This is a genomic window from Actinosynnema sp. NPDC023794 (genome assembly GCF_040639675.1).
In the GTDB taxonomy this organism is placed as follows: domain Bacteria; phylum Actinomycetota; class Actinomycetes; order Mycobacteriales; family Pseudonocardiaceae; genus Actinosynnema; species Actinosynnema luteola.
Genome location: NZ_JBFAFR010000003.1, coordinates 103,337 through 130,105 on the forward strand (window position 1 = coordinate 103,337; position 26,769 = coordinate 130,105).

Below are 26,769 nucleotides of genomic sequence, written 5' to 3' on the forward strand. Positions count from 1 at the left end.
CCCAGGGACCGGGGTCTTCCGCTGTTCCGGGCCTGGCCAGCGCCTAGCTATCGCCGCCGCGCCACTGCGACGGCCACGTCACCGGCACATCACCGGTCACGTCACCGGCGCCGTCACCGTGCGACGAACAGGTAGTTGCGCACGCGATCGTCGATCCGGTCGACCTGCCGCCAGGTGTCGCGGTGCCACGCGTGCATGCGGTAGCCGCGTTCGGCCAGCCAGTCCTGCACGTCGCGCGCGCGGTAACCGAATCGCGACACGTGCCGTTCCTCGATCTCCAGGAGAAGTTTCGGTCGAAACCTCTCGATGGTCTCCTCACCGCCTTGCAGCACGCGCAGTTCCGCGCCTTCCACGTCGGCCTTGACGAAGTCCACCCGGTCGATGGCGTTGGCCGCGCGGAACCGGTCCAGGGTGTCCGTGCGGACCAGCACTTCGAGGTGCTCGGCGAACTCGGCGTTGGAACCGAGGCCGTCCGCGCCCGCGGTGAGGAACGAGCGGCCGGTGACCGGCGTGCCGTGCCGGACCGGGACGCTCATGACCTGACGGCCCTCGCTCACTCCCAACGCGACGGAGTGCCGGACGATGTTGCGGCCCTCGCGCGGGCGCAGCAGGTAGGACAGCGCGGGGTGCGCGAACACCAGCGGCTCGATGCTGTGGACTGTCCCTTGTGGACCGACGAGGCGGGACAGCGAGACGGTGTAGAGGCCGAGCGCGGCGCCGATGTCGACGCACACGTCTCCGGGCCGCACCACCTCGCGCAGGCCGATCAACTCGGGTTCGACGAACGGCGTGAGCCGGGCGAGGACGCGCAACGCGCCAGCCACGGCCGCGCCGCGCACCTCGGTCAGGTTGTGGGTCACGGTCACCAGATTAGGGAATCACGTCAGGGGCTTGGCGCCGTTCTGGTTCTGCTGCAGCTGGGCGGGCAGGCCGACCTGCTCGGCGAACTCCGCGGCGACCGTCGAGCCGCCGTAGATGCCGAGCGCTTTGGCCAGGTGGAGGCGGACGTCGACGCGGTGCCCGTCGTCCAGGCGGGGCAGGGCGCTCTCGAAGGACGTGACGAGCGTGTCGGCCCAGTGCTGGTCGCGGCGCTGCGAGGCGATGCCGACGAGTTCGGCCAGGTGCCGGCTCAGCGCCACCGCCTGCTCGACCTCGTAGCCGTTGCGGACGAGCCACCAGATGGTCGCGGTGGACAGGTCGGTCAGCACCTCGTCGCGCAGGTACTTGATCTCGGCGCGTTCGGCGTCCCGTTCGGCCTGGCGCATCGTGGTGGTCTGGAGCAGCTCGATGTGCTTGCGCGCCATCGCCAGGTCGTGCTCGTCCACGGTCAGCTCGACCCCGTCCGCGCGGGCCCACACGTGCGTGCCCTCGACCTGGCGTTCAGCCGCCAGTTCCGCGCCGAGCTGGTGCTGGAGCGGGGCGTGGTGGACGAGCATCGCCCGTTCGGTGAGGGCCTTGGCCCGGTGGATGACGTCGTTGACGGCGGCGCTGCGCGGCGCGTTGTGCCGTGCGCCCGTCGTCAGGTCCACGCGCCAGTGGATCGTCATCTTGGCGTGGAAGTCGAGCCCGTAGACGGCGCTGGGCAGCGGCGACTCGAACGGGTGTTGGTGGGAGGTCGAGGCCGGGACGAAGGTGTACTGCTCGGCGTTGGGGCGGGCACGGAGGCGCCGCCACCACGCGCCGACGGAGCCCAGGGGGCCGGGACGGAAGTCAGGCCAGGGTCGGCTGCTCATGGGATGGCTTTCGTCGGAGGGGGATATGGCCCCTCTGTACCTCACCGGACCGATGCGGAACAGGTGCGGTCGCCCACATCCCCCGTACAGCCGACCCGGCGAGGCCCACCCCCTAACCCAAGGTGCACGTTCCTAGGCCCACCGAGTGACAACCCCACCACCGGAAGCCGGATCCCCGACCGGGTACGCTCACCACCGCGCCCTCGTAGCTCAGGGGATAGAGCATCGGTTTCCTAAACCGTGTGTCGCAGGTTCGAATCCTGCCGGGGGCACTCACCTTTCGCCGGGTGAATCAGGCCCTGAGCAGCGGCAACGCGCTCGGGGCCTGATCTTTACCGTCAGTCGCCGTCAGCCGGACTCTGCCCCCGTCTGCCGCCCTCCGCGAAACCATCGCGAAACGGCCTCGACCCCCTGGGTCGGGTTCCCCGCAGTGCCGACTTCACTGAGCCGGGGACGAGGCGGCCGTGACGCTCGCTGCCTCGATCGCGTCCACGCGCTGACGCAGCCGCACCACCTGGCGCGTCACCGCGTGGATGTCGCTCAGGAGCGCGGGCACTAACTCGGCGACCTCATCGTGCGACAGCAGGTCGGCGGACGAGGATTCGGGTGCCATGTCGGCATGGTTGGACATATCGACGACGCTAGCGCTGGTCAACGACGTACGACTGTCTCATGTGGACGTTGTCGCTCTGGCGAATACCGGTCGCGCGCACGCGCGCGAGGCGCAGTTTACGCAGGTCAGCACATTAAGACGCCATCCATGGTGACCAAAAAGCGGCAAAAGTGATCTTGATCACACACCCGCGCGACATCCTACTTCTGTCTGTGCCCGCAGCCGAGCAGTGCGTATGTGACAGCCCTTAGTCGTCGCCGAAAAGTGCTTCAACCAGCTTGTTGACCTTCTCCCGCTGCCCGTCGATGCACTTCGCGTACACCTTGAGCAGCACGTCCACCGAGTGCCCCGCCCGTTCCGCCACCTCGGTAGCCGGAACACCGCCGTTGAGCATCAGCGAGACTGCGGCGTGCCGAAGGTCGTACGGTCGCCCTGCCAGCGGAGAGGCCGCCTGAGCAGGCGTCAGGGCGTACTGGCGAGCCTCCTCCCACACTCGGTAGTAGGTGGATGAGGACACGACCCCTCCACCGGGTGAGCGGAACAGCCGCCCGTCCGGCCCGGTCCCGAACCGGTCGAGGTGAGACCGCAGGATGCGGACGAGCACCGGCGGAATCGGCACCGGCCGCACGTCCTTCACCCCACGGTGCTTCAGGCCTCGCCGGTCGTGGACCTCCCCGGAGTCCGTCCACCGCTTCCCAGCCGCCGGACGCGACTCACCGAGCATGAGCAGGCCCCAGCCCTCCTCCGGCAGGGTGCAGTCGTCCTCACGGAGGCCGAGGCCCTCAGCGGGCCGAGCAGCCGCGTAGTAGCCGGTCGCGAAGAACGCCGCCAGGTGCGCGCCCCGGTCCTGGTTGCGCCGCCCGACGTACGTCACTGCGGTCAACAGCCGCTCCACCTGGCCGGGGTTGGCGACGACACGCGGGTCGACCTGCTCGACCACCTTCGCGACCTTGCGCTTCACCCTGGTCAGCGGGTTGTCCGGGATCAGGCCCAGCTCCACCGCGTAGGACAGCAGGTTGAACAACACCGCCCGTTTCCGCTGGTAGACCGTCGCAGCCGCCGCCTTGCCGTCGAGCTTCACCGCCAACGCGTCCAGCACCTCACGAACCGCCACAGCGTCCGTCAGCTCGAACAGCGGACGCGAGTTCCGGACCAGCCAGTCAACGACCTCCCGCTCTTCACGTGACAACTCGTCGTCTCGGGTAGCCGGAGGCAGCAGGTTGCGCGTGAGCACCCCCCGCAGCTCGTTCACCTCCGGCCGCCCAGCTCCATTCCGGACGAACGCCGCCCCAGCCGTAGCCAGCGCCTCCACCGTGCTGCCCCGCGTGGTTGCGGCAGCGTCCGGCCACTTCATGTCCATGTAGGACTGCGCGAACTCCACGAAGGACAGCGAGTTTCGCCGCTTAAGCTCCGAGCCCGGAAGGCCCGTCTCGACGTCGAACTCCTCACCCCGCCGAGCAGCCTGCATCAGCTCCGACCGCCGACTGTTGGCCAGGGCCTTGGTCCCGAACCACTCCGAGTGCGATTTGGTGTCGGTCACCCACCGCACGCCGTAGGGCCGAGCCTTCCGCTTCCCGTCCTTGCCCTTCTTCTTCGACCAGTCCGCGATCTCCCAGAACCGGACCTTGAACGTGGTGGTCATGCCGCCGCCCGGTACAGGTCATCGAGCCAAGCGAGGAAGTCCACCCGCTTGCACCGCAGCTCACCGTTGGGCAGCGAGAAGCACCGAGGCCCCTTCCCCGTCTGCCGCCACTTGTAGAACGTGTCCCGCGAGACCTCCCCACCCAGGGCCTCCAGCATCTCCGGAACAGACATCAACTTAGCCAGCTCACGCACCTTGCCACTCATCCCCGAACCCCCGTTTACGCAGCTTGAGACGTTGCCGAACGGTCTGGCGGACTGGCCGAGGCGAGCAGCGCCGCCGTGTACTCGGCCTTCCATCGACGCCGCTCCGCGACCGCCCGTAGCAGCAGGTGTGGTCTTGGGGGCACGTTCGGGTCACCGGGCTGCACGTTGTTCCAGACGACCCGTTTTGGCTGGTCGTCCCCGGTGATCCCCACGTCGGCGAGCAGTTGCCGAACGAATTCCTTGCGGTCGTGCTTGTGGTCGGCGAGCGACTTCCCGGACCACTTCCGCGACACGAGCACCCGCCGACCGGCGACGCCTAGCGTTGAGCGCTTGTGCGCCCTGCCCTTGCACTTGCCCGGTTCCATTGACAGGCGAGCGCCCTTGGGTTGGACGCCGTAGAGCAGCCACACCGGGCACTGCGGCGAGCAGGGCGTCACGGCCAGCTCCGCGCACAGCCGTTCGGCGTGGTCCTCCTGGCGGCTGGTCTGGGCGTCGAAGCACTCACCGATGCTCTTGGTCAGGTACTTCGTCAGGTAGCCGATGTGCCGACCGGCCTCCTCAGTGCCGCCGAGGATGCCCTTGGAGTGCACCTGAACACCGAATCGGGCGACATGCGCCGGACGCTCCACATGGTCCAGTGCTTCATCCCAGGTCGGCAGCGGTTCACGCGTGGTCGGGTCAACGAACCCCTTCGCCCGCGAGTCCCACACCGGCCGGTTGTCGCCGCTGTACTTGATCTCGTCGTGATTGGGCCACCAGACCTGGTGGTAGGTGGCCTCCACGACCGCTCGCAGCTCCGCCCGCGAGATCGAACCCCTGATAGCGGCGTGCCAGTGTGGCGCCAGTCGCCGCTGAGGTTCGACGGTCGAGAAATACTGGACGTCCCAGCCGACGCACCGCCGCAGGTTCTGTACGAACCGGTCCAGCAGGGCCGCGAAGTGCACCGCGTCCCGAGCCGCCCGCCGGTAGTCGTAGGTGTCCGGGTCGACCGGCGTGCCATCCGAGCGCACCTTGCCGTAGCTGTCGAGCGTCAGCGTGAGGAAGGTCGAGGGCTGGTACTTGCCGCCGAACACCCGTCCGACCGTGCGCCTGGCGACCGGCCGCCGAGGCAGGTTCGGCGCATCCTGCCGACGCCTGGTCGACCGCCTCCGGGTGATCCGTGGACGCGCCTCCAGGGCGGGGAGTGAACCGCGGATTCCGAGCTGTCGAAGTTCGGCGTCGACCCCCGCGACCTCTTCTCGCACCTCCTCGGCGCCGATCTCGTCGCCCTCTTCAACCGCCTGCCGGTACACCTTCACCAAGTCGGCCCGATAGGCGGTCAGCGCCCGCTGATCGTCACTGGGCGGGTCCGGGGTGAAGTCGGGTTCCTCGGTCAGGTGCCATCCCTCACGGCACTGCGCCATGCGTAGCCGCCGGTTCTTCTCCGCGCAGGTGGGGCACACGCTCGCCACGGTTGAGCCGCACGCCACGGGCACGATCTCGACCCGCCCGGTGTCCAGGTCGATCCGCTCCTTGGCCAGCGGCCGGACGCATACGCCGTGCTCTTCAGCCACGGCCCGAGCCACGTCGAGCGCCGCCGGCTGCTTCATCCGGTCCGCACGAGTCAGGTACTCGCTCACGCCGCAACCTCCCCCGAGCCATCCGGCCGAGTCGGGAAGTCGTGCACCTTCGCATCGGCTAGGAACAGGCCCAGCTCGACCAAGTCGGCATCGGTGACGTGGAAGGCCCGAGCCCGTTCCGGCTCCCGCTGCCCGTCCTGCTTCACCCAGGCGACACCGGGCGTGTTCTCGCTGATCTCGTGCGCCGCCGCACCGCGCTGCCGGACACTGTCGCCAAGCACCATGTCCACCTGCTGTGGCTCGTCCAGGCGCAGCGCCACACGGGTGCTGAACAGGTGCCGGAAGGACACGACCTCCTTGCGTGGGTCCTGGACCAAGCCCACGACCGCGTACCCAGGCGCACGCCCCTGTGAGGTGATCGTCTGGATAGCCCGCACCGCACGTTCACGCAGTTGCTTGTCCGGCTGGTAGGCGATCAGGTCCGCCAACTCGTCCACCACCAGGACCGTGAACGGCTCCCCCGTCGACCGCGCCCACAGCCGCCGCACACCCCTGTACCGCGTCGCCCGCTCCTTGACCTCAGCGGCGATTTCCTCAAGCAGCGCAACGGCTTCCGGCCCGTTGTCGTACACAACCCGATCGAAGGCGTCCGGACACTGCCCAAGTTCCATCCCGCCCTTCGGGTCGATCCCCACCAGCCGCACCAGGCCCGCCCGGACGGCCGGGGCGAGCTGCCACACCAGCGACCACAACACCGAGCCCTTGCCCGCACCAGGCACGCCGACCACGAGCACCTGAGACCCGAGCAGCCGCAGCCGCCACGGCTTGCCGGTCTCGGTCCGGCCGACGACCACCCGCTTGAGATCCACCTCGGCATCCGTCAGCGCCGGGACGGTCAGGGGGCGCAGCAGCGGGTCACGGTGGACGAAGTCCAGCTCGATCACCCGAGGCCGCAACACTCGCACCCGACACGACCGAGCCCCGAAGGAGTGCGCCAACCCATCGCGCCGCAGCTCCCACGCCTCAGGCGACTGGGCAGGCACCATCCGCACCCGGACCCGATCCCGCCAGCCCTCCGACCGGACCCGACGCAGCTTCGGCCGGTACTCGCGTCCACGGTCCCGCTTGGCCAGGTCAGCCAGCCGCATCACCGAGCGCCACTTCGGCACGTACACCGTCGCCCGCCGCCACTCGGTCACCAGCCGGTACCAGCCATGGCGCAGGAACGACCGACGATCCAGACCTGCCCAGATGCTCAGAGCCGCGACCAGCGACAACAACGCCAGCACCAACGGCGAGAGCCCGAACCGCCACCAGCACCAGGCCGCTGACACCGGCACCACCGCGACCACCGGATACCGCACGACAACGAGCACCAGGCGCACGACCCCGACGACCAGCATCCACACCAGCGCCACCAGTGCCGCGATCCACTTGGCCTTGCCGGGGACGAGCACCCACCACGGCACCCGAGGTCGGACACCCTCGAACGGAGCCGGGTCGACCCACTTTCCGCCGTTCATCGCGCACGCCCCACGGGGGCGAAAATCAGCGGCAACCATCCCAGGCAGCCACAACAAACAAGCTGGTTCGGGGCGTAGACACCGAACCGCTTGCACGCCCCACAGGGGCGGCCGTTGGACAACTTCCACACTGTCGGAGCACCGCGTCGACTTGACGCGCGCACCCCACGTACCGTTAGCCTCGACATGACCGGAATCCCTTGTGTGGTAACGAAAGCACGCGAAAGTTCCGGTCGGTGTGTCGCCGGGAAACAGCTTCAGCCCGCCAAGACTCGAACCTGTTTCCCCGCGACCCCACCAACCAGCAATTCAGATCACTTGCCGTACGAGACCGCCCGCACGGTCACTCGCTCGTCTCGACCTCGAACAGGTCCTCGAACTCGAACGGCGCGAGCGCCTTCAACGCCCCGCTGATGAACCGCGCACCGGGCCGCAGCTCACCGTCACGCGCACGCTTCACCGTCGACCGGTTGAGCCCCATCGCCTTGGCCAACGCGTAGTCCGAGTGGAACCCCGCCAACCGCACGGCCTTGGTGAACGCGTCATCACGAAGCCTCACCGCGTACCTCGCATCACCGATCCGGTGGGGCACACGAGCCGCCTGCGCCGCCGTGCCCTCTGACCCATCCGGCTCGATCCTCCGCCGCCGCCTGCGAGCGCCCGCGTCAGCAGCGAGGGCCTGGGCGATCTTCTCCGCCTTCTCCCGCTGCTGCTCCGCGAGGAACAGAGCCTCCCTCTGCCTCCCCCGATCGGTCTCCGCGACCCGCCGATACACCTCGGCCGCCCGCTGGTGGAAGTCCCGCCACTCCACCCGCGTGGCCTCCCGTGAGGGCACCACCTCAAGCAGAGCGTCATGGGCCTGCCGAAGCGTCGCCGCCGACTGCACGGCCGACCACAACTCCTCCAGCGACGTCACTCCCACTCGTCCCCCTCGACGCCCAGGGCAACGCCTCCGTCCTGCAACGCCGAGCGCAGCCGGTTGATCGAGTCCTTCTCGACCACCAGGACGACCGGGAACGCCTTGCCGAAACGAATCTCCACCCGGTCCGCGAACGTCTGCGGGTAAGCCCGGATGGGCAGGTCATCGGTCACGTGAAGCCGAACCATGTCGTTGCTCATCGGTCACGCCGCCTTGGCAGCGGACTTGACGACGACCGGCTTCATGCCCGAGGCCCGCAGGCTGTACCCGAGCTTCGCCCGGCACCTGTGCCGCTCACCGCCATGGCTCCCCCGGCACGCCTTGTCGTCAATCCAGGGCGTCACCGTCAGCCCTTCGAACACCACCGGCCGCACATCCGTCCCCGGAATCGCCTCCGGCGGAACCGGCTGGTGCGGGGCCGCGATCTTCACCGTCACCACGGCGTCCGTCTTGCGCTCCGCCGCCTGGTCGATCACCAGGACCGACCACACCAACAGCCCGGTCTCCTTGTCCGTCTCCTGCTGAACCGGCAACCCCTTCGCCCGCTCATCGGCCGACTGGAACCGGAGCACCGGCTCGACACCCATCACCAGCGCGCCACGGGGGAAGACGAAGTCGTGCGTCGTCGGGAGCCTGCTCCCACCACTGATCGCCACAGCCGATCTCCTGTCATCAGCGTCGGCTGGACCCTTGGTCCAGCACCTTGACACCAACCACTTTCGGCTGTTCAGCGGGACGCAAGCACCGCATAGCGGGACTTCTCAGGACGTCCCTGCTAGCTTGAAGACGTCCCAAGTCGTCACCACGGGGGTACACATGGCCAACGAACGCCTACGAGAAGCCCTACTCCGCAACGGCCTGGACCTCGACCACGTAGCCCGAGCCACCGGCGTCGACCCCAAGACCGTCGAACGCTGGATCACCAAAGGCCGAGTCCCCTACCCCCGCCACCGCCACACCATCGCCTCGATGGTCCGCGAGACCGAGAACTACCTCTGGCCAGACGCCGTAGCCGCAGACCGCAAGGCCGAGATCGCCGAGTCCGAAGTGGTCAAGGTCTACCCCCACCGCAACAACATCCCCGCGGACCTCTGGGATCGACTCCTCAACGACGCCACCAAGCACATCGAGGTCCTGTCCCTGGCCGCCCTCTTCCTGGTCGAACGCCCAACCTTCGCCAAGGAGCTGCGCCTCAAGGCCGAACAGGGCGCCAAGATTCGCCTCCTCTTCGGTGACCCAGCAGGCCGCGAAGCCGCCCGCCGCAGCGAGGAAGAGCAGCTAGGCAAAGGTACGGTCGCCGCCCGCATCCGCAACGCCCTAGCGTTCGTCCGCCCACTGGTCGACGTCCCCGGCATCGAAGTCCGCCTCCACAAGACGACCCTCTACAACTCCGTCTTCCGCTTCGACGACGAGATGATCGTCAACACCCACGTCTACGGCTTCCCCGGAGCCCACGCCCCAGCCCTCCACCTACGCCGACTCTCCGCAGGCGACCTCTTCGAGACCTACTCCGAAAGCCTGGAGAGCGTCTGGGCCAGCGCGAAGGGCGCCACCTTCTGACAAGGTCGAACCATGACCCGGACCGACTACCTCAACGACCCCAACGCCCCGAAGCCCAACAGCATCCGTGTAGCCGTCAGCGCCATCGTTCAGGACTCGACCGGCCGCCTCCTGATGATCCGGCGCACCGACAACGACAAGTACGCCATCCCCGGCGGCGGCCAAGACGTCGGCGAGACCCTCACCCAAGCCGTCGTCCGCGAGGTCGAAGAGGAAACCGGCATCCACGTCGAAGTCACCGGCCTGGTCGGCCTCTACTCCAACCCGAACCACGTCATCGCCTACGACAACGGCGAAGTCCGCCAAGAGTTCTCCATCTGCTTCCGTGCTCAACCCATCGGAGGCGAGCTGCGCACAAGCAGCGAATCCAAGGAAGTCCACTGGGTAGAACCCGACCGCCTACCCGACCTCGACATCCACCCATCAATCCGCCTACGCATCGAACACGGCCTCAGCAACCGCCCCGAGCCCTACTTCACCTGACCTCAACCCCAGCGGCTCGCAACCGAGCCTCCGTACGCTCCACCGCCGCCACTAACTCAGGCTCCGCCTGGCGGATGAAGACCGTTACAAGGTCATTCGGTCCGTACCGCGCCTGTATTTCGGCGATCCGTTGATGAACACTGACCGACTCGCCATCCGGTCCTGTCGTCATGTCCGCCCACCATAGCGCATCTCTAGTCGAAGTCTGCTCATCGGGCCATTGCGCCAACTCCAACGTCAGTCCCCTTAGTTCCGCCTCTGAATAAGCACATGAGTGACGGGCCACCAGAGCACAGAGCCGTTCAGATGCACCTATGTGCCGAAGGTACAGCGCTCCATCAAGTGGATGGAAACCGTGATCCGCCAGAAGAGGCGAGTAGCCGATATCGTGCAGCAGGGCAGCACAGATAAGGAGCTGGCGCTCCCCTCCGGGCAGAAAGGCCGCTCCACTTGCGCGTCTCGCCACCGCGCGCACGTGGAGCCATCTCTGCGGAAGGGCGTCGGCCAGCCACTTACGACTACATCTGTACGCTACGCGTACGGTGAGGTCCGGCATGACGCCAGTCTAAAGATCGGTGCTGAGCCGCTGACGCTGGCGTATACGAACCCAAGAACGCACCTTTACAACAATCCCGACGTCATCCATTTAGGGTATTGACAAGCATGTCTTCGATCCGGGCCACTTGAACTTGGCCACCGAACTCGTACAGTGATCGTCATGACATCGCCGCTTCGGTCGCGCCTCTGCATACGAACTGGCAGGAGTCCTGACGCTACTCTGGGCTACCAACTTGACGAAAAGCCATGGTAACTATGGACAAGTACTGGGATGGCAACGAGTGGGAAGAGTGGTGTCTTCTTCTCATCCAGCGCCGCTACGGCGCTGATCAAGTCCAGACTGTGCCGGCGAAGCATCGAGGCGACCTAGGCATCGAAGCCTTCACTCACGACGGCTGCGCTTTCCAATGTTACGCAGCAGAAGAACCGATTTCCGTGAAGGAGCGTTTCGAGAAGCAGCGGGATAAGCTTACTCGGGACTTGAAGAAGCTTGAAGTCAAGAAGGATGAGTTCAAGAAACTTCTCGGTCGAGTTAAAATTGAGCGGTACATGTTTCTAGTGCCAACCTTCGATTCACAAGAGCTGGTACAGCATGCATCCACGAAGGCCGAGGAGTATCGGGCAAAGGCTCTACCGCACCTGCATGACAACTTCCGAATCGTAGTGGCCACGGACAAAGCTTACGCCGAGTATATCGACGAACTACTTCGAAGACCACGCACGCTTATCGATGCGTACAACTCGTCACAAGATGACATCCGTACTTGGATGACTGCAAACGCTGATGCAGTACAAAAGGCCGATACGAAGCTCACAGCGCTACTAACCGATCAAGGTGCCAGGAACAAAACTATAGAAGGCCTCATAACGCAGTACATCAACGGCACGAACGCTCTCGATAGGATGCGCGAAAAGTACCCCGAGAACTGGGAAAGCACTACGCGCTACCAGAACACCAAAGAATCACTTTTGGCTCTTGAGTATCCCACGTTCGACGGCAAGATGCAAACGCTGACAGGCATGGCAAAGGATATTGCAAAGGAGCTTGAAACGGAGGTTCCGGCTCTAGATAATCGTCTTCGGGTAACCCTCTCATGGCAGTCGATAGCTGACTGGATATTGCGTTGTCCACTTGACTTCCCTCACGGCGGGTGGACATGAACCCTGAAGACCTAGAGGGGATCTTTGCCAACCTAGGAACACAGCTGAGGTTCACCCGACGCCCCGACCAGATACCAGGGGACCTCAGAATCAACTGGCGTTTGGCGTCGATTGCGCTAGTTCTGGAGCGCTGCCGTGGGCGCACTGCAAATCTTGAACAAATACACCTCCTAATATGGGCACTAAGGTCACCGCGGTCCCGCGAAGTGCTAGAAAGGTGGTTCCGCGGTGAACGCCTGCCTGGTGATGCAGCGGTCCGGTATGACCCTTCACTTACAAGAACACTACTTATTGCCGACGCGGCCGGAATCATTACAAGGAACGACAACTTGACCATATCACTAACCGGGGAGGGCGTCGAACTAGCCTCACGAGTATGGCGGATGAGCGACCTGATGATCCGAGAAAAACAGTTCCTCGAGAAATTGCCGAGGAAAATCTCGCAAAAGGCCATTCGTGAACTCATGGACAGGCGCTGATCATGCTTAACCTCCGCCACTTGCAGATTCGAATCAAGACCACAGGCCCCGAGTGCGGGACTGACATTCGATTCACAGACGGGCTTAACGTTATACGAGCTGATAACTCTAGCGGAAAGTCCACCACGCTGCAGTCGATAGTCTACGCACTTGGACTAGAAGGCATGCTCAGCGCTAAACGTGACGTGCCGCTTCCGCATGCGATGACCGATTCGATCGAAATCAACGGACACGAGTACGGCGTACTTGAATCTTGGGTCTCACTAGAAGTCTCGAACGCACGCAGCGACACAATAACGGTGAAGCGTTTTGTCAAAAGCAGCGTAAAAGACCGCACTCTGATTGAGGTAACCCATGGCGCAGCTCTGTCGTCGCCAGCCGACAAACGGACTGCACAAGACTTCTTTGTCCGCAGGCCTGGCGCTGCCCAGAGAGACCTCGGATTTCACCGCTACCTCGAAAATTTCCTCGGGTGGTCTCTGCCGCGAGTCACTAAGGTCGATGGCGCTGAAGTACCCCTGTATCTCGAGTGTCTATTCCCATATTTTTTCGTCGAGCAGAAACACGGCTGGTCAGGACTGCAGGCACGCATTCCTACGTACTTCGGCATCCGTGATGTAAATCGACGGGCAGCGGAATATGTACTCGCGCTTGACGAATACGCGCAAATTCAGCGACGACAACGGCTCGAAGCCGCAGCCACGATAATGGATAGCGAGTGGCGTCAACTTGCTGGTCGTATCGCTGGCACGGCTCAAGCTGCTTCAATCGTGGTTCAACAGATCCCATCTCGGCCGGTCACAGACAGCAGGGAGGTTGTCGGCGAGACGTTGATCGCCACAGGAAGTGGCTGGTCCACTGTATCCGCCGAGATCAATCGACTGGAGCAGTTGATCGAGGAGCTGCGGCCAGACGACGTGAGGCCAGTGGGCGATGTCGCCGAAGCTCTCGACGCGGAGTTGAGTGCCACTCAAACAACGCTGATCGCGACAAATGCGCTACTTAATGATCAAGCGCGCGCCGTCAAAGAAACGCAAGACCGGTTTAGCAGCGTTAGTCTGCGTGTTGAAGCGCTGGAAGAGGACCTCCAGCGACACAAAGATGCAAACCTGCTCCGTCAGCTCGGGTCAACCAATCTACTTATAGCAGGTGACGACAGCTTCTGTCCGACTTGTCAGCAAAATTTGCCCGACGGGTTTGAGATCACGACAAACCCGATGTCGCCCGAAGTGAGCGTCGCCTACATAGAGCAAGAGCTGCGAACATTCCGCGCTATGGCAGCCGACTTTTCACGACTGGTCGATATCGAACAAGGGAAACTTAGTCGACTTCGGGTCGAGTCGGCAGACTTGCGACGACAAATCCGTTCGCTCAAAGACGCCCTGACATCCCCTTCCTCGACGCCGTCGGTTTCACAACTTATGGAACAAGCGCGTCTCATCGAAAAACGCGACCTACTTTCTCGAACGGAGGACGAGATATCACAAGCCGTGGAAAACCTTCGCGATCGGGCCGAGCAGTGGCGTGACAATCGTCGAATGCTGAAAGAAATATCAGATAGCCCCCAGTCCGGCTCGGACGCTCGCAAATTGCAATACCTCCGAAGCGCACTAGTCGAGCAACTACACCTGTACCACTTCGACTCCTTGGATCCGGACAGCATTGAGATCTCGCACGATACCTTTCGACCAACGCACGAAGGGTTCGACCTAGGCTTCGACCTCTCTGCTAGCGACATGATTCGCATGATTTGGTCCTACCTATTGGCGTTTCTCGAAGTGGGCATGAATTTCGAAACCAACCATGCGCGACTGTTGATCTTCGATGAGCCGCGACAGCAGGATACGCGTCGACTCAGCTTCGCCGCTCTACTGAGACGAGCCGCAGTTGACGGCACCAAGGGTGCTCAGATCATCTTCGCAACTAGCGAAGAAGAAGATTCGCTGCGGGAGATGCTTGACAGCCTTCCACACCGGCTCATCTCACAGCCACCTGGCACCAAATTGCTCCGGCCCGTCAACTGATACAAGCGTGCATTGCCGAAATCGGCTCTACAGGATCAAGGCGCGCGCCGCCTGCGGCTGCGCGCGGCTAGGCGGAACGCACGTTGGCACCGACTCCCCGCATCCCGGCACGCCGGGCTCCCGCTTCGCTCCGCCCGTCGGCCGTGCGCGGAGTCGGTGCACGTGGTCCGGAGGCGGCGCGCGAGGTGATGGTGAGCTGGAGGCCGAAGAGCTGCGAGGTTCGCCGCTCGGGACGATCGCGCGGTCACGCGGCTAGGGTGGGCTGGGCACGGCGATCGGCTGCCGCGACGGCTTCGCCGTCTTGCCATCGAGCAGGGTCGGGCCGCCTGAGAGCCCGCAGCGCGAAACGCGAAGCCACTGCGAAACGGGCACGCGGACGTGGGCGACGGGGTGCCGCTTTGGCGCAGGTCAGGAGACGTGACCGCAGAGCTGGGCCACGCGCCTTCCTAAACCGTGTGTCGCAGGTTCGAATCCTGCCGGGGGCACTCACCTTTCGCCGGGTGAATCAGGCCCTGAGCAGCGGCAACGCGCTCGGGGCCTGATCTTTTCCGGCAGTCGCCGCCAGGCGGAGCCCGCCCTCAGCGAACCCGGTTGGCTCCGGCTGTCGTGCCGGACAGACTGGACGGGTGAGAGACGACCCGCACAGGTACGCGAACGGCGACAACACGAGATGGGCGCTGGTCGGCTACTCGGACCGGACGGAGGAGGTGGTCAGCGAGTACGCCGTCACGCGCGAGCAGCTGATCCGGCTTCGGCCGTTCTTCGACGTGGCGGACGATCTCTGGTTCGCCCACTGCTACCCGGTCTCGCCGGACGTCTGGCCTCACGTCCGAGCCTTGCTCCAGTGCGGACCGCCGGCCCCCGGGGTGAGCTACTTCGTCGAGGGATTCGCGACCGACCGTTGAGCGCCGACGGGTTATCGAGCGGAAGGTCCTCGGTCAGGTGACCGAGGACCTTCGCGGGCTTGGTACGGGCGCGAACGGCGGGAAGTCCCGCTGGCCGCCGTCCGATCGCCCGTCTTCGCAGCACCGGGATCGCAGCCGGAGCCAGGGTACCGGCGCGCGCGGGTTCAGCGGTGGTGGTGGGTTCCCGGGGTGTGGCCGAAGGCGCGGCGGAAGACGTCGATGAACGCGCTGGTGGACGACCAGCCGCAGGTGTGGGCCACGGTGGTCACCGGAGTGCGGTCGGCCAGCAGGACGAGGGCGTGGTAGAGCCGCAACTGGGTGCGCCACTGCGGGAACGTCATGCCCAGGTCGGCTTTGAAGAGACGGGTCAGCGTGCGGTCACTGGCGCCGACGACCGCGCCGAGTGCCGCCAGCGTGCGGTTGTCGGCCGGGTCGGCGCGCAGGATCGCGCACAACGCCGTGAGCCGGGGATCGGTCGGCACGGGCAGGTGGACGGGTTGCTGCGGCGCGACCCGGAGCCGGTCCAGCAGGACGGCGCGCAACCGTTGCCGCTCCGGCGAGTCGTCGTGCGGCGCACCGGTGTAGGCGAGGATCAGCTCGCGCAGCAACGGGGCGACGGACAGCACGCTCGGTTCCGCCAGCCCCAGCGGGTTGTCCGTCGCGGGCAGGCCCACGAGGTGGAGTTCGAGTTCACCGTGCGCGTGGTGGGCGTGCACGGTCCCGGCAGGCACCCAGACGGCGCGGTTGGCCGGCGCGACCCACGAACCCCGGTCGGTCGTGATCGCCAGCACGCCCCGAGCGGCGTAGACGAGCTGGTGGTCGTCATGCCGGTGGGCGTCGATCCCCGTGCCGGGGGCGAGGGTCCGCGCCTGGGTCGGCGCTCTCGGGTTGTGGCGGATTTCCGTCATCGAACGGCAGGTTATCGGAAGCGCGACACCTCCCCCGGTCGCGAGCATGGCGTCGTGTCACGCACCAGATCGATCACCCTGCTGTCCGTCGGGCACGCCTGCGTCGACGTCTACCAGGGCGCGGTGGCCTCGCTCGTGCCGTTCTTCGTCGCCGAACGCGCCTACGGCTACGCGGCGGTCTCCGGCATCGTGCTCGCGGCGTCGCTGCTGTCCTCGGTGGCGCAACCGCTGTTCGGCGCGCTGACCGACAGGTGGGCGATGCCGTGGCTGCTGCCCGTGAGCACCGTGCTCGCCGGGCTCGGCATCGCGCTCAGCGGCATCAGCGGTTCCTACGCGCTGACGCTGGCGTTCGTGGCGGTGGCCGGGATCGGCGTCGCCGCCTACCACCCCGAGGCCGCCCGCGTCGCGCGAGCCGTCAGCGGCGGCAGCCACACCGCGATGGGCTGGTTCTCCCTGGGCGGCAACCTCGGGCTCGCCACCGCACCCGTCCTGGTCGCCGCGGTCGTGGCCGTCGGCGGGCTGCGATCGTCCCCGCTGCTGGTCGTCCCGGCCCTCGCCGGCAGCGTGCTGTGCCTGCCCGTCCTGCGCGCCCTCGCCGACCCCGTCCTCACCACCCCGACCGCGGCAAGCCCCCGCGCCGGCGACGACAAGGCCTCGTTCCTGAAGCTGTCCCTGGCCGTCGTCTTCCGGTCCGTCGTGTTCGTCGGTCTCAGCGCGTTCATCGCGCTCCACACCCAGCAGCGAACCACCGGCGGCACGACGGCGGGCACTGCCGCGCTGTTCCTCCTCTACCTCGGCGGGGCCGTCGGCACCGTCGTGGGCAGCAGGCTCGCCAACCGCTGGGACCGGATCGCCGTCGTGCGCTGGTCGTACCTGATCACGGTCGGCGCCGTCGCGGGTGTCGTGTTCGTCCCCGGCCCCGCCCTCTACCTCTGCGTCGCACTGGCGTCCGCCGGCCTCTACCTCCCGTTCTCCCTGCAGATCACCCTCGCCCAGGACTACCTGCCCAGCCGGGTCGGCACGGCCAGTGGCGTCATCCTCGGCCTGACCGTCAGCATCGGCGGCATCACCAGCCCCCTCATCGGCACGCTCGCCGACCACACCTCCCTGCGAACGGCGCTCACCCCGCTGATCGCGCTGCCCGCCCTCGGCTGGCTCGTGATCCGCACGCTGCCCGAACCGGCCGCACCGGACACCGCGACCGGCCCGGAGGTCGCTCCGGGCCGGTCGTCAGCCGGCTGACCGGGGTCAGGACCGGTTCTTGAGCCGGCGGCCCAGTTCGGCCACCAGCTGCTGATCGGTCAGGGCGCCCGGATCAGGGCTGGACACACCCTTCAGCTCCGCCTCCTCAGCGGTGATCAGCTTCGCGGCCACCATGACTTCCAGCGGGCTCATGCCGAACGCCTTGGCGACGACGCGGGCGGTGTCCAGGTTCGGGCGCTCGCCCTTCCGCCACGCCGTCAGCCGGCTCCGGTCGAAGCCGGTCTTGTCGGTCAGTTCTCCGGTGCTCATCCCGCGGTCGTCCATCTGCTTCTGGACGAAGTCCGACCAGGACGAGTCCGCACTCTCGGCTTTGGTCACGCCGACATGGTACGTGCGCGCACGCAACGTTGGTTGGGCACTCCCCCCAGGTAGCCGCTGACCTGCACGTTGTCTTCACACAACATCAGTTGCGCATACAAACCGAACTGCCTAGCGTTGTGCCACCACAACATGCGTTGGGCGTGCACAACACGAGGCAGGCCATGCCGTACACGATCAAGCTCCGCACCGATGTCTTCACGAAAGCCGCACGGCTCGCCGGGTTCCGCTCGGACTACGCGCTGGCCAAGGCGATGGACGTCAACCGCTCCACCGTCGCGCGCGTCCTCGCCGGCGACCTCCAGCCCGGGGCGGCGTTCATCGGCGGCGCGCTGACGGCACTCGCCCCGATGCAGTTCGACGACCTCTTCGAGATCGTCCCCACCCAGCGGTGATGACGGTGCGTGGTGCGCACGGGTGACCCGGTACGCCGACAGTCGGCCACTTCCAGCGGTGTGCGGTCTCACCCGTTTGGTTGACACTCGTGATCAAGTGACGGCGCGGGGCGATGAGACCAGGGGTCGGTCCGACACGGGGACGCGGAAGGATGGCACGAGGTGAGCGACGAGCCACGGCACGAGGTCGCGCGGTTGCGCCAGGAACTGCGGACCGCCGGGCACGACTGGTTCGACGCGCACCGGGACGAACTGCCGGCGACGCTGCGCGCCGCGCTGGCCGAACCGGAGGCCGCCGTCGCGCTGTTCGCCGACGCGTGGCCGGCGCTGCCCGCCGACGTGGACGAGACGTGGTCGCGCGACCTGCTCGACGTCGGCGCCGAGCTCGCCGCCGCGCTGCCCACGTCCCTGTTGCTGGCCACCGGCTTCCGCCGCGCCGCCGCGCACTTACGCGGGCGGGGAGCGCTCCGCCTCGCCGCCGTCGCGGGCATGCGCGAACTGGCGATCCACCGCCTCCGCGACGACGACCCGGACGCCGCCGCCGGCGCGTTGCACGACCTGGCCGCCACGTACCGCGCCGAGGGCCGGCTGCACAAGGTCATCGGGTGCGCCGACGAGGCGCTGGAGCTCTACCTGCTGCACGACGACCGGCCCGGCGCCGCGCGGGCGCTGGCCCACCTCGGCGAGTTGATGATCGAGGTCGGCCGGCCCGACTCCGCGATCAAGTACCTGTCCCGGGCGGACAAGCTCTTCGAGGACCTCGCCGACACCGCCGCGCGCGCGAGGACCCTGACCTCGCTCGGCCGGGCGCTGTGGCTGTCCGGCGACCGCGCCGTCGCCCACCGGCGGTTCAACCGCGCGCTCGCGCTGCTCATCGGGACCGACGACGACGCGGCGCAACGCGTGCGCGACCTGGTGGCCGGGCTGGAGTCAGTCGCGGAACCAGTGCAGCAGGGCGACGCCGATCTGGATCAGCAGGCCGACCACGAGCCGGACCCGCGGCAGGCTCCGTGAGCGGTGACGTCGGCGGCGGCAGTGCCGCCTGCGGCAGCCGGCGCGGCGGCATCGGGGGGACGGTTCGTCGGGGGGTGCGCTCATCGGCGTCGTCGCGTCTCTTTCCGGGTGGTCGAACGGTGGTCAAGCGGTGGTCTCGGGGTGGTCGGCCAGCAGGCGCAGCACGTCCCGGCACAGGAACACCCGGCGGTAGCCGAGGAACTCCCACGGGACGAGCACGCCCAGCTCGACCAGGCGGGCGGTGAGGTCGGTGGCGGCCTTCGCGGAAACGCCGTACCGCGTGCGCAGCGACCGGTTGTCCACCACGGGGAAGCCGATCAGCTCCGCCGCGACCAGGGGCAGCTTCCCCTTGCGCGGCAACCGGACGGCGTAGTCGGCGGCCAACGCCCCCAGGTGGCCGATCAGCCGCAGCTGCGCCAACGCCTGGTCGCGGACGGCGGTGGCGAAGAACTCGACCCAGCGGTCCACCCGGCCGGTGTCGACCACGGCGCGGATCTGCCGCTGGTACTCGGCGAGCGCGGTGTCCAGCCACACGGACAGCGGCAGCACCTGGTCGCGCACCAGCCCGCACCGCACCATCTCCAACGTCGAGAACGTGCGCGCGACGTGCCCGTTGGCCGTGGGGAACGGTTGCAGCACCTCCAGCTGGTAGTGCGCGAGCGCGACCTTGGCGATCCGCGGCTGCTCGTCCTCCTCGCGCACCCACGTCGACCACTGCTCCAGCAACGCCACGAGGTGCGCGCCGGTCGCGGTCAGCAGGTAGGCCCGCGCGTCGCTGACGCCCAACCGGCCGGGCGCGTCGCGCAGCACGTCCGACAGGCGGCGTCCGGGCGTGCCGCCGGTCATGATCGCGGCGACCTCGCCGACCACCTCGGCGTCGACCGCGGCGCCGTCGCGGACCCGCGCCAGGCCGTGGTCGTACGCCCGCAGGAACGGCGCCACCAGCTGCGACGGCGCGGCGCTGTCCGTCGGCGGCGCCCCGTCCTGCGACGCCTGCAGGTCCGCCGCGAACGTCTCGCGCAGACCGACGGCGACACCGGACAGCCCGGCCGAGCTGTTCGCGTCGCGGACCTGCGTCGCCCGGACGAGCGCGGGCCGCACGCCCAACCGGTCGGCCGCCTCGTCCAGCCGCCCGAGCGCGTGCTCGGCCTCGGCGCACCGGCGGTAGGTCGACACCGGCAGCGCCAGGTCGGAGGGCAGCGGCGGTGGCAGGTAGGCGCCTTCGCGCCGGAGTTCTTCGGGGATGCCGGGCAGGTGGGGCACCGGCGACCACTGCCCGTCAGGCAGGGGGCGGAAATCCATGGGCGGAAGACTTGCACGACGGCCGATGCCTTGGCAAGGCATTCTCAGGTGGATGTGAAGCCCTCCTGCCCTTCACTACACATCCATCTTGATAGCTCTATTAGGCCGTTCGAGTCACTACTTTGGCAGAGGTCCGCAAAATTTCGGATCACCATCGGAGATCAGCACATCTATGCAGTTCAGACCCCACACTGGCACCATTCGATCACGACCGTCGGCGATTCCACCCCTTCGGCCGCGAGCTGCGCTATTCCACTCGACGCGATCACGCCGGAAAACGATCACGGCATCGTGCTCACGTTCCGAAATGGACCACCGGTCTCATTGAACCGCGATTTCACCCAATCGGGTGTCGCTGCGTCCGGAGCGACCACGCACCGCCGTGGCACCATCCTGACTTGCATTGGCACCGCTGTGGTGCCATAGTGGTGCCATGGACTTGACGCCGTACGTCGACAACCTCCGCCGGGAGCTCGCCACCGCCGCCGAGGCGGGCGGCGCGGAGGCACGGGCACTGGCCGAACGACTCGTCGCCCCGCTGGAGTCAGCGGTGCGGTTGACGCTGCTGGAAGCCCTTTCCACGGCCATGGACGAGATCACCCGTGACCTCGCGCCCGGATCGGTCGACCTGCGGTTGCGCGGCCGTGACCCCGAGTTCGTCGTCTCGGTGCCGGATGATGCCACACCGAGCCAAGATGACGCCACGGAGCTGCCACCGGTGGTTTCCGAGGAGGGCGCGGTCGCGCGGATCAACCTGCGGCTGCCGGAGCACCTGAAGCTCCGGGTCGAGGAGGCCGCGAACCGCGAAGGCGTCTCCGTCAACGCCTGGCTGGTGCGGGCCGCCGCGGCCGGGCTCGGGCACGGCGGTCGACCGGCCGGCCGCTCCGCGGCGCGCCAGAGCTACACCGGCTGGGTCCGCTAGCCGCACCGGCACAGGCCCGCCACCAGCGCAAACACCGACCAGACCCACTCCGAGGGGACAGCCATGCCTTCTTTCGCCACGCCCGAGACCATCACGCTCGACCTCGACATCGTCGCCGGCAGCGTCCTCATCACCGCCTCCGACCGGGACGACACCGTGGTCGAGGTCGAACCCGCCGACGCGGACAACACCAAGGACGTCACGGCCGCCGAGGGCACCTCGGTCGACTTCGCCGCCGGCCGCCTCACCGTCAAGACACCCAGGGCCCGCAGCATCTTCGGCAAAACCGGCACCGTCGACGTGGTGGTGCGGCTGCCCACCGGCTCGCACGTCGTCGCGCACGGCTCGCTCGCCGACTTCCGCGCCGAGGGCGCGTTGGGCGAGTGCCGCTTCAAGACCTCCGCGGGCCACATCAGGCTCCAGGACACGGCCGCGCTCAAGGCCTCCACCTCCCACGGTGACGTGGCGGTCGAGTCGATCGCCGGCCGCGCCGAGCTGTCGACCGGCTCCGGCGAGCTGCGCGTCGACCGGCTCGACGGCTCCGGCGCCGTGAAGAACTCGAACGGCTCGACCCGGATCGGCGAGGTCACCGGCGACGTGAGGATCGGCGCCGCCAACGGCGACATCTTCGTCGGCCACGCCGCCGCGGACGTGCACGCCAAGACCGCCAACGGCCGCATCCGCCTCGACGAGGTCGTGCGCGGCACGGTGGTCATGGAGACCTCGGCCGGTGAGCTGGAGGTCGGCATCCGCGAGGGCACGGCCGCCTGGCTCGACGTGCGCGCGGTCACCGGCCGCGTGCGCAACGAGCTGACCAGCGCGGACGCGCCGGGCGAAGCCGAGGAGCGGGTCGAGGTGCGCGCTCGCACCTCCCTGGGGGACATCGTCATCCACCGCGCGTAAAACACAACACCATTGGGGGACAACGACAATGTGGGACACCAACCCGCAGCAGTTCTGGCTGCGCGGAGAACGACCCGAGCACGCGGTCGAGTACGACGAGCAGCTCGGCTTCTGGAACGTCTACGGCTACCCCGAGTCGGTCGAGGTCCTCGGCGACTGGGCCCGGTTCTCGTCCGACACCACGCGGCTGTTCCCGGTGGACGACGCGTCGCTGACCGAGGGCAACATCATCCAGATCGACCCGCCGGAGCACCGCAAGCTGCGCCGCCTGGTCAGCCACGCGTTCACGCCGAAGGTCGTCGCCGACCTCGAAACCCGCATCACCGAGCTCACCGGCGAACTGCTCGACGACGTCAGCGGCGACGACTTCGAGCTGGTCCGCGACCTCGCCTACCCGCTGCCGGTGATCGTGATCGCCGAACTGCTCGGCGTGCCGAGCAGCGACCGCGACCTGTTCAAGGTGTGGGTCGACAAGATGTTCGAGAGCACCAACCAGTTCTCGCTCAAGGACGACCAGGCCAAGCAGCGGGAAGAGCTGCGCGACAGCCTCGAGGCCATCCGGCCGCTGATGGACTACCTGGGCGAGCACGCCGCGCAGTGCCGCCGCACGCCGCGACCCGGCCTGCTCAACGACCTCGTCCAGGCCGAAGTGGACGGTGAGCGGCTGACCGACGCCCAGGTGGTGAACTTCGCCGCCGTCCTGCTGGTGGCGGGCCACATCACCACCACCATGCTGCTCGGCAACACCGTGCTGGCCCTGGACGCGCACCCGGACCAGTTCGAGGCGGTCCGCCGCGACCGCGCCCTGATCCCGGCCGCCATCGAGGAGTCGCTGAGGTTCCTTACCCCGTTCGCGGTCCTCGCCCGGGTCACGAACAAGCCCGAGACGCTCGGCGGCGTCGAGATCCCCGCCGACCAGCTGCTGATGCTGTGGGTCGGCGCGGCCAACCGGGACGCGCGCCAGTTCGCGAACCCCGACGTCCTCGACGTCACCCGCGACCCCAACCCCCACCTGGGCTTCGGCCGCGGCGTGCACTTCTGCCTCGGCGCGCCGCTGGCTCGGCTGGAGGGCCGGCTCGCGCTGGACGTCCTGCTCGACCGCTTCCCCCGGCTGCGCACGGACCCCGACCGGCGGCCGACGTTCATGCCCTCGCCGAACCTCACCGGCGTGCGGTCCCTGCCGCTGCTCACCGACTAGAAGGAGACGACCATGGCGATCACCGCCACCGGTCTGCGCAAGTCCTACGGGGACCACGTCGTGCTCGACGGCCTCGACCTGCGGGTCGAGCCCGGCACGGTGTTCGCCCTGCTCGGCCCCAACGGCGCGGGCAAGACCACGACCGTGCAGATCCTGTCCACCCTCATCACCGCCGACGGCGGCCGGGCGGAGGTCGCGGGCCACGACGTCGCCAGCGACCCGGCCCGCGTCCGCGAGGCCATCGGCGTCACCGGCCAGTTCTCCGCCGTGGACAACCTGCTCACCGGCGAGGAGAACCTCCGGCTCATGGCGGACCTCGCCCACCTGGACCGCCGGGACGGACGACGCCGCACCGCGCGGTTGCTGGAGCAGTTCGACCTCCTCGAGGCGGCGAAGAAGCCCGTCTCCACCTACTCCGGCGGCATGCGCCGGCGGCTCGACCTGGCGATGACGCTGGTCGGCGAACCGGAGCTGATCTTCCTGGACGAGCCGACCACCGGCCTGGACCCGCGCAGCAGGCACGCGATGTGGCAGGTCATCCGCGGCCTGGTCGCCGACGGCGTCACGATCTTCCTCACCACCCAGTACCTGGAGGAGGCCGACCAGCTCGCGGACCGGATCGCCGTGCTCAACGGCGGCCGGCTGGTCGCCGAGGGCACCGCGGCCGAGCTGAAGCGGCTCATCCCGGGCGGGCACGTGCGGCTGCGGTTCGCCGACGCCCACACGCTCGACCTCGCCGCCAAGGCGATCGGCGACTCCACCCGCGACGACGAGGGCCTGACCCTCGACGTGCCGGGCGACGGTGGCGTGCACCAGTTGCGGGCCCTGCTCGACCGGCTGGACGACGCCGCGGTCGACGTGCAGGACCTGTCCGTGCACACGCCGGACCTCGACGACGTCTTCTTCGCCCTGACCACCGAGAGGACCGTGCGGCGATGAGCACCATGGCCATCCGCGACACCACCACCATGCTCCGCCGCAACCTGCGGCACATGCAGCGCTTCCCGATGATGTCGATCGGCACGATCGGCATGCCGGTGGTGATGATGCTGCTGTTCGTGCACGTCTTCGGCGGCTCGCTCGACACCACGATCCCCGGCGGGCCGTCCTACGTGGACTACCTGGTGCCCGGCATCCTGGTGATGGCCGTCGGCGCCGGCGCCGCGTGGACCTCGGTGAACATCAACACCGACATGGGCGAGGGCATCATCGCCCGGTTCCGCACCATGGCGATCTCCCGCTACTCGGTGCTGACCGGGCAGGCGCTGAGCAGCCTGCTCAACACGGTCCTCAGCCTGGCGCTGGTGGTCGGCGTGGCCCTGCTCAACGGGTTCCGCCCGTCGGCGGGCCTGTCCGGCTGGCTCGCCGCGGCCGGGCTGCTGGTGCTCATCGCGTTCGCGTTCACCTGGCTGGGCATCGCCTTCGGCATGGGCGCGAAGACGGTGGCCGGCGCCAACAGCTCCGCGCTGCCGCTGCAGTTCCTGCCGTTCGTCAGCAGCGCGTTCGTGCCGACCGACTCGATGTCGAGCGGGCTGGCCTGGTTCGCCGAGCACCAGCCGTTCACGCCGATCACCGACACCCTGCGCGGGCTGCTCATCGGCACGCCGATCGGCGACAGCGGGTACTGGGCGGCCGGCTGGTGCCTCGTCCTCAGCGCCGTCGGTTACGCCAGGGCCCGGGTCCTGTTCAACCGCGACCCGTCTCGCTGAGCCCCTGGTCGACGCGGCCCCGCCCTGCTGACGGGCGGGGCCGCGTCAGCGATCGAACGAGTGTTCGATCCGTCCACAGCTGGGGACAACCCTGTGGACAACTCAGTTCTTGCTGGTCAGCGCCTGTGCACGGGTAAGCAGTTCGTCCACCGACCACTGGTCGTAGGCGTGTTGTCCACGCTTCTCCGCGACGACTTCGCCGTCCGGCGCGATGAGGAAGTCGGCGGGCAGGCCGAGCCGCCCGCCCTCCGGCTTGGGCAGCGGACGCCGGCCGCGCAGCACCGGGCCGAGGTCGCGCACGACGCCGCGCACGATCGCGCCCCACGCGCGCGGGTCGAGCACCGAACGCGGCGCGGACTCGACGCCGAACTCCACGTACAGCCGCTTCTCCGGATCACCGACCACGGCGAACGGCAGGTCGGCGGCGTGCGGGCGCAACTCGGCCGCCGAGGAGTGGAACACGACCACCTCGGTGACGCCGTGCGCGGTGATCTCGTCGTGCCGCTGGACGATCGACCGCAGGTGCAGGTTGCACACCGGGCAGCCGGCGAAGCGGCGGAACTGCAGGTGGACCAGGTTGCGCGGGTCGGGGACCCGCACCGTGCCACCGAGCACGGCTTCCCACTCACGTGCGCTGACCTTCACGGCGTCTCCCCCTCGACGTAAGCGTGCACTGTACGCCTATCCAAGTTATGCGCGTAACTTGTACGCTGTCAAGGTCATGCCACGACCCAAGTCGCTGACCAGCTCCGCGCTCGCCGCCGCCACGCTCGCCGTCCTCGACCGGGACGGGCTGGCGGCGTTGTCGATGCGCGCCGTCGCCGCCGAGCTGGGCATGGGCACGATGTCGCTGTACCGGTACGTCGCCGACCGGGAGGAGCTGGAAGCGCTCGCGGTCGAGCAGGTGGTGTCCGGAGTGGACACCGTGCCGCCGAAGGCCTTGTGGGACAAGCAGCTCGCGGTCCTGGTGGAACGGGTCCGCGCGGCGATCGCCGCGCACCCCAACGCCGTGCCGCTCACCATGGCGCACCGGCACCGGTGCCCGAGCCTGCTGCGCTGGGCGGAGGCCGTGCTGGGCGTGCTGACCGAGGCCGGGTTCACCGGCGAGCAGCGGGTCTTCGCCCTGCGCGCGCTGCTGAGCTACCTCATCGGCGCGACCGAGACCGAACACCGCAGCCCACTGGCGGGCCTGGGCACCGACGCGATGTCCCGGATGGGCGAGGAGTACCCGCTCCTGGCCGAGACCGCCGCCACCGCGCGGACGATCCCGCCGGACATCGAGTTCCGCCGCGGCCTGGACGTGGTGCTGAGCGGCCTGCGCCGCCCGTGAACCGCCACGCCCGCCGGGTGTGGTCGGTGCGGAGGCCGAAGCCGACCTCGGCCTCCGCACCGATCGCGACGAACACGGAGTTGCGCTCCGAGCGTGGTGTCGACGCCTTTCCGGCGCGGAGTCGACTCCCGCTGCGTCTCCA

General features: G+C 67.7%; 29 protein-coding genes and 1 tRNA gene. 15 read left to right on the forward strand and 15 right to left on the reverse strand.

Features of this window, described 5'->3' with window-relative positions:
- Positions 1-113: 113 nt before the first annotated feature.
- Both AB0H12_RS08980 and AB0H12_RS08985 read right to left on the reverse strand, forming a co-directional pair.
- Positions 114-860, reverse strand: a complete 747-nt coding sequence (locus tag AB0H12_RS08980; protein ID WP_499621941.1) for an FkbM family methyltransferase — start codon at positions 858-860, stop codon at positions 114-116.
- An 18-nt stretch (positions 861-878) separates the two neighbouring features.
- On the reverse strand, positions 879-1,733 hold the full coding sequence (locus AB0H12_RS08985; protein ID WP_499621942.1) for a hypothetical protein: 855 nt from the start codon (positions 1,731-1,733) through the stop codon (positions 879-881).
- A gap of 199 nt (positions 1,734-1,932) precedes the next feature.
- Between AB0H12_RS08985 and AB0H12_RS08990 the strand changes: the two genes are divergently transcribed.
- Positions 1,933-2,005 (forward strand) — tRNA-Arg (locus tag AB0H12_RS08990).
- A 167-nt stretch (positions 2,006-2,172) separates the two neighbouring features.
- Here the strand turns inward: AB0H12_RS08990 and AB0H12_RS08995 are convergent.
- The 8 genes from AB0H12_RS08995 to AB0H12_RS09030 form a co-directional block, all read right to left on the reverse strand.
- Positions 2,173-2,364 (reverse strand): hypothetical protein, encoded by a 192-nt coding sequence (locus AB0H12_RS08995; protein ID WP_499621943.1) that lies wholly within the window; start codon positions 2,362-2,364, stop codon positions 2,173-2,175.
- A 229-nt stretch (positions 2,365-2,593) separates the two neighbouring features.
- A complete protein-coding gene (locus tag AB0H12_RS09000) occupies positions 2,594-3,988 on the reverse strand; it encodes a tyrosine-type recombinase/integrase (RefSeq protein WP_499621944.1) in 1,395 nt (464 codons plus the stop codon).
- A complete protein-coding gene (locus tag AB0H12_RS09005) occupies positions 3,985-4,161 on the reverse strand; it encodes a MerR family transcriptional regulator (protein WP_198932912.1) in 177 nt (58 codons plus the stop codon). The genes AB0H12_RS09000 and AB0H12_RS09005 overlap by 4 nt, the downstream gene beginning before the upstream one ends.
- A gap of 47 nt (positions 4,162-4,208) precedes the next feature.
- Positions 4,209-5,783, reverse strand: coding sequence for a replication initiator (locus AB0H12_RS09010; RefSeq protein ID WP_499622516.1), 1,575 nt, complete (start codon positions 5,781-5,783; stop codon positions 4,209-4,211).
- Between the two features lie 26 nt (positions 5,784-5,809).
- Positions 5,810-7,276 carry an FtsK/SpoIIIE domain-containing protein gene (locus AB0H12_RS09015; RefSeq protein WP_499622517.1) on the reverse strand — a complete coding sequence of 489 codons (1,467 nt, stop codon included), beginning with the start codon at positions 7,274-7,276 and terminating at the stop codon, positions 5,810-5,812.
- A gap of 343 nt (positions 7,277-7,619) precedes the next feature.
- Entirely contained in the window at positions 7,620-8,192 is a 573-nt protein-coding gene (locus tag AB0H12_RS09020) for an AMED_5909 family protein (protein ID WP_499621945.1), read from the reverse strand.
- Entirely contained in the window at positions 8,189-8,368 is a 180-nt protein-coding gene (locus AB0H12_RS09025) for a hypothetical protein (protein ID WP_246037686.1), read from the reverse strand. Before AB0H12_RS09025 ends, AB0H12_RS09020 begins: the two co-directional genes overlap by 4 nt.
- A gap of 30 nt (positions 8,369-8,398) precedes the next feature.
- Entirely contained in the window at positions 8,399-8,782 is a 384-nt protein-coding gene (locus tag AB0H12_RS09030; protein WP_499621947.1) for a plasmid replication, integration and excision activator, read from the reverse strand.
- Positions 8,783-9,011: 229 nt separating this feature from the next.
- Between AB0H12_RS09030 and AB0H12_RS09035 the strand changes: the two genes are divergently transcribed.
- On the forward strand, positions 9,012-9,755 hold the full coding sequence (locus tag AB0H12_RS09035; RefSeq protein WP_499621949.1) for a DUF5919 domain-containing protein: 744 nt from the start codon (positions 9,012-9,014) through the stop codon (positions 9,753-9,755).
- Between the two features lie 12 nt (positions 9,756-9,767).
- Complete coding sequence (locus tag AB0H12_RS09040; RefSeq protein WP_499621950.1) at positions 9,768-10,238, forward strand: NUDIX hydrolase; 471 nt, start codon at positions 9,768-9,770, stop codon at positions 10,236-10,238.
- On the opposite strand, the gene AB0H12_RS09045 is transcribed toward AB0H12_RS09040, so the two are convergent.
- Complete coding sequence (locus AB0H12_RS09045; RefSeq protein ID WP_499621951.1) at positions 10,231-10,794, reverse strand: HD domain-containing protein; 564 nt, start codon at positions 10,792-10,794, stop codon at positions 10,231-10,233. The two genes, AB0H12_RS09040 and AB0H12_RS09045, sit on opposite strands and share 8 nt — an antisense overlap.
- Positions 10,795-11,051: 257 nt before the next feature.
- Between AB0H12_RS09045 and AB0H12_RS09050 the strand changes: the two genes are divergently transcribed.
- From AB0H12_RS09050 to AB0H12_RS09060, 3 genes are all read left to right on the forward strand, one after another.
- Complete coding sequence (locus tag AB0H12_RS09050; protein ID WP_499621952.1) at positions 11,052-11,957, forward strand: hypothetical protein; 906 nt, start codon at positions 11,052-11,054, stop codon at positions 11,955-11,957.
- A 481-nt stretch (positions 11,958-12,438) separates the two neighbouring features.
- Positions 12,439-14,460, forward strand: coding sequence for an AAA family ATPase (locus AB0H12_RS09055; RefSeq protein WP_499621953.1), 2,022 nt, complete (start codon positions 12,439-12,441; stop codon positions 14,458-14,460).
- A 626-nt stretch (positions 14,461-15,086) separates the two neighbouring features.
- Positions 15,087-15,365 (forward strand): hypothetical protein, encoded by a 279-nt coding sequence (locus AB0H12_RS09060; protein ID WP_499621955.1) that lies wholly within the window; start codon positions 15,087-15,089, stop codon positions 15,363-15,365.
- Positions 15,366-15,529: 164 nt separating this feature from the next.
- Here the strand turns inward: AB0H12_RS09060 and AB0H12_RS09065 are convergent, their stop codons facing one another.
- Positions 15,530-16,273, reverse strand: coding sequence for an AraC family transcriptional regulator (locus AB0H12_RS09065; RefSeq protein WP_499621956.1), 744 nt, complete (start codon positions 16,271-16,273; stop codon positions 15,530-15,532).
- Positions 16,274-16,327: 54 nt separating this feature from the next.
- Between AB0H12_RS09065 and AB0H12_RS09070 the strand changes: the two genes are divergently transcribed.
- Entirely contained in the window at positions 16,328-17,515 is a 1,188-nt protein-coding gene (locus tag AB0H12_RS09070; protein WP_499621957.1) for an MFS transporter, read from the forward strand.
- A 6-nt stretch (positions 17,516-17,521) separates the two neighbouring features.
- Here AB0H12_RS09070 and AB0H12_RS09075 read toward each other — a convergent pair whose 3' ends face one another.
- Complete coding sequence (locus AB0H12_RS09075) at positions 17,522-17,854, reverse strand: helix-turn-helix domain-containing protein (RefSeq protein WP_499621958.1); 333 nt, start codon at positions 17,852-17,854, stop codon at positions 17,522-17,524.
- A gap of 164 nt (positions 17,855-18,018) precedes the next feature.
- Between AB0H12_RS09075 and AB0H12_RS09080 the strand changes: the two genes are divergently transcribed.
- Both AB0H12_RS09080 and AB0H12_RS09085 read left to right on the forward strand, forming a co-directional pair.
- Positions 18,019-18,249, forward strand: a complete 231-nt coding sequence (locus tag AB0H12_RS09080) for a transcriptional regulator (protein ID WP_499622518.1) — start codon at positions 18,019-18,021, stop codon at positions 18,247-18,249.
- 162 nt (positions 18,250-18,411) lie between these two features.
- Positions 18,412-19,263 carry a tetratricopeptide repeat protein gene (locus AB0H12_RS09085; RefSeq protein WP_499621959.1) on the forward strand — a complete coding sequence of 284 codons (852 nt, stop codon included), beginning with the start codon at positions 18,412-18,414 and terminating at the stop codon, positions 19,261-19,263.
- 123 nt (positions 19,264-19,386) lie between these two features.
- Here AB0H12_RS09085 and AB0H12_RS09090 read toward each other — a convergent pair whose 3' ends face one another.
- Entirely contained in the window at positions 19,387-20,565 is a 1,179-nt protein-coding gene (locus AB0H12_RS09090) for a Fic family protein (protein ID WP_499621960.1), read from the reverse strand.
- Between the two features lie 433 nt (positions 20,566-20,998).
- Here AB0H12_RS09090 and AB0H12_RS09095 point away from each other — a divergent pair, with 433 nt between their 5' ends.
- The 5 genes from AB0H12_RS09095 (at position 20,999) to AB0H12_RS09115 (ending at position 25,297) form a co-directional block, all read left to right on the forward strand.
- Positions 20,999-21,487 carry a toxin-antitoxin system HicB family antitoxin gene (locus AB0H12_RS09095; RefSeq protein WP_499621961.1) on the forward strand — a complete coding sequence of 163 codons (489 nt, stop codon included), beginning with the start codon at positions 20,999-21,001 and terminating at the stop codon, positions 21,485-21,487.
- A 63-nt stretch (positions 21,488-21,550) separates the two neighbouring features.
- Positions 21,551-22,390 (forward strand): DUF4097 family beta strand repeat-containing protein, encoded by an 840-nt coding sequence (locus AB0H12_RS09100; protein WP_499621963.1) that lies wholly within the window; start codon positions 21,551-21,553, stop codon positions 22,388-22,390.
- 28 nt (positions 22,391-22,418) lie between these two features.
- Positions 22,419-23,588 (forward strand): cytochrome P450, encoded by a 1,170-nt coding sequence (locus AB0H12_RS09105; RefSeq protein WP_499621965.1) that lies wholly within the window; start codon positions 22,419-22,421, stop codon positions 23,586-23,588.
- A 12-nt stretch (positions 23,589-23,600) separates the two neighbouring features.
- Entirely contained in the window at positions 23,601-24,527 is a 927-nt protein-coding gene (locus AB0H12_RS09110; protein WP_499621967.1) for an ATP-binding cassette domain-containing protein, read from the forward strand.
- The gene (locus AB0H12_RS09115) at positions 24,524-25,297 is read left to right on the forward strand and encodes an ABC transporter permease (protein ID WP_499621968.1); all 774 of its coding nucleotides are present in this window, start codon (positions 24,524-24,526) and stop codon (positions 25,295-25,297) included. Before AB0H12_RS09110 ends, AB0H12_RS09115 begins: the two co-directional genes overlap by 4 nt.
- A 102-nt stretch (positions 25,298-25,399) precedes the next feature.
- On the opposite strand, the gene AB0H12_RS09120 is transcribed toward AB0H12_RS09115, so the two are convergent.
- Positions 25,400-25,942, reverse strand: a complete 543-nt coding sequence (locus AB0H12_RS09120) for a peroxiredoxin-like family protein (protein WP_230569900.1) — start codon at positions 25,940-25,942, stop codon at positions 25,400-25,402.
- A gap of 76 nt (positions 25,943-26,018) precedes the next feature.
- Here AB0H12_RS09120 and AB0H12_RS09125 point away from each other — a divergent pair, with 76 nt between their 5' ends.
- Entirely contained in the window at positions 26,019-26,627 is a 609-nt protein-coding gene (locus AB0H12_RS09125) for a TetR/AcrR family transcriptional regulator C-terminal domain-containing protein (protein ID WP_499621971.1), read from the forward strand.
- The last annotated feature ends 142 nt before the right edge of the window (positions 26,628-26,769 follow it).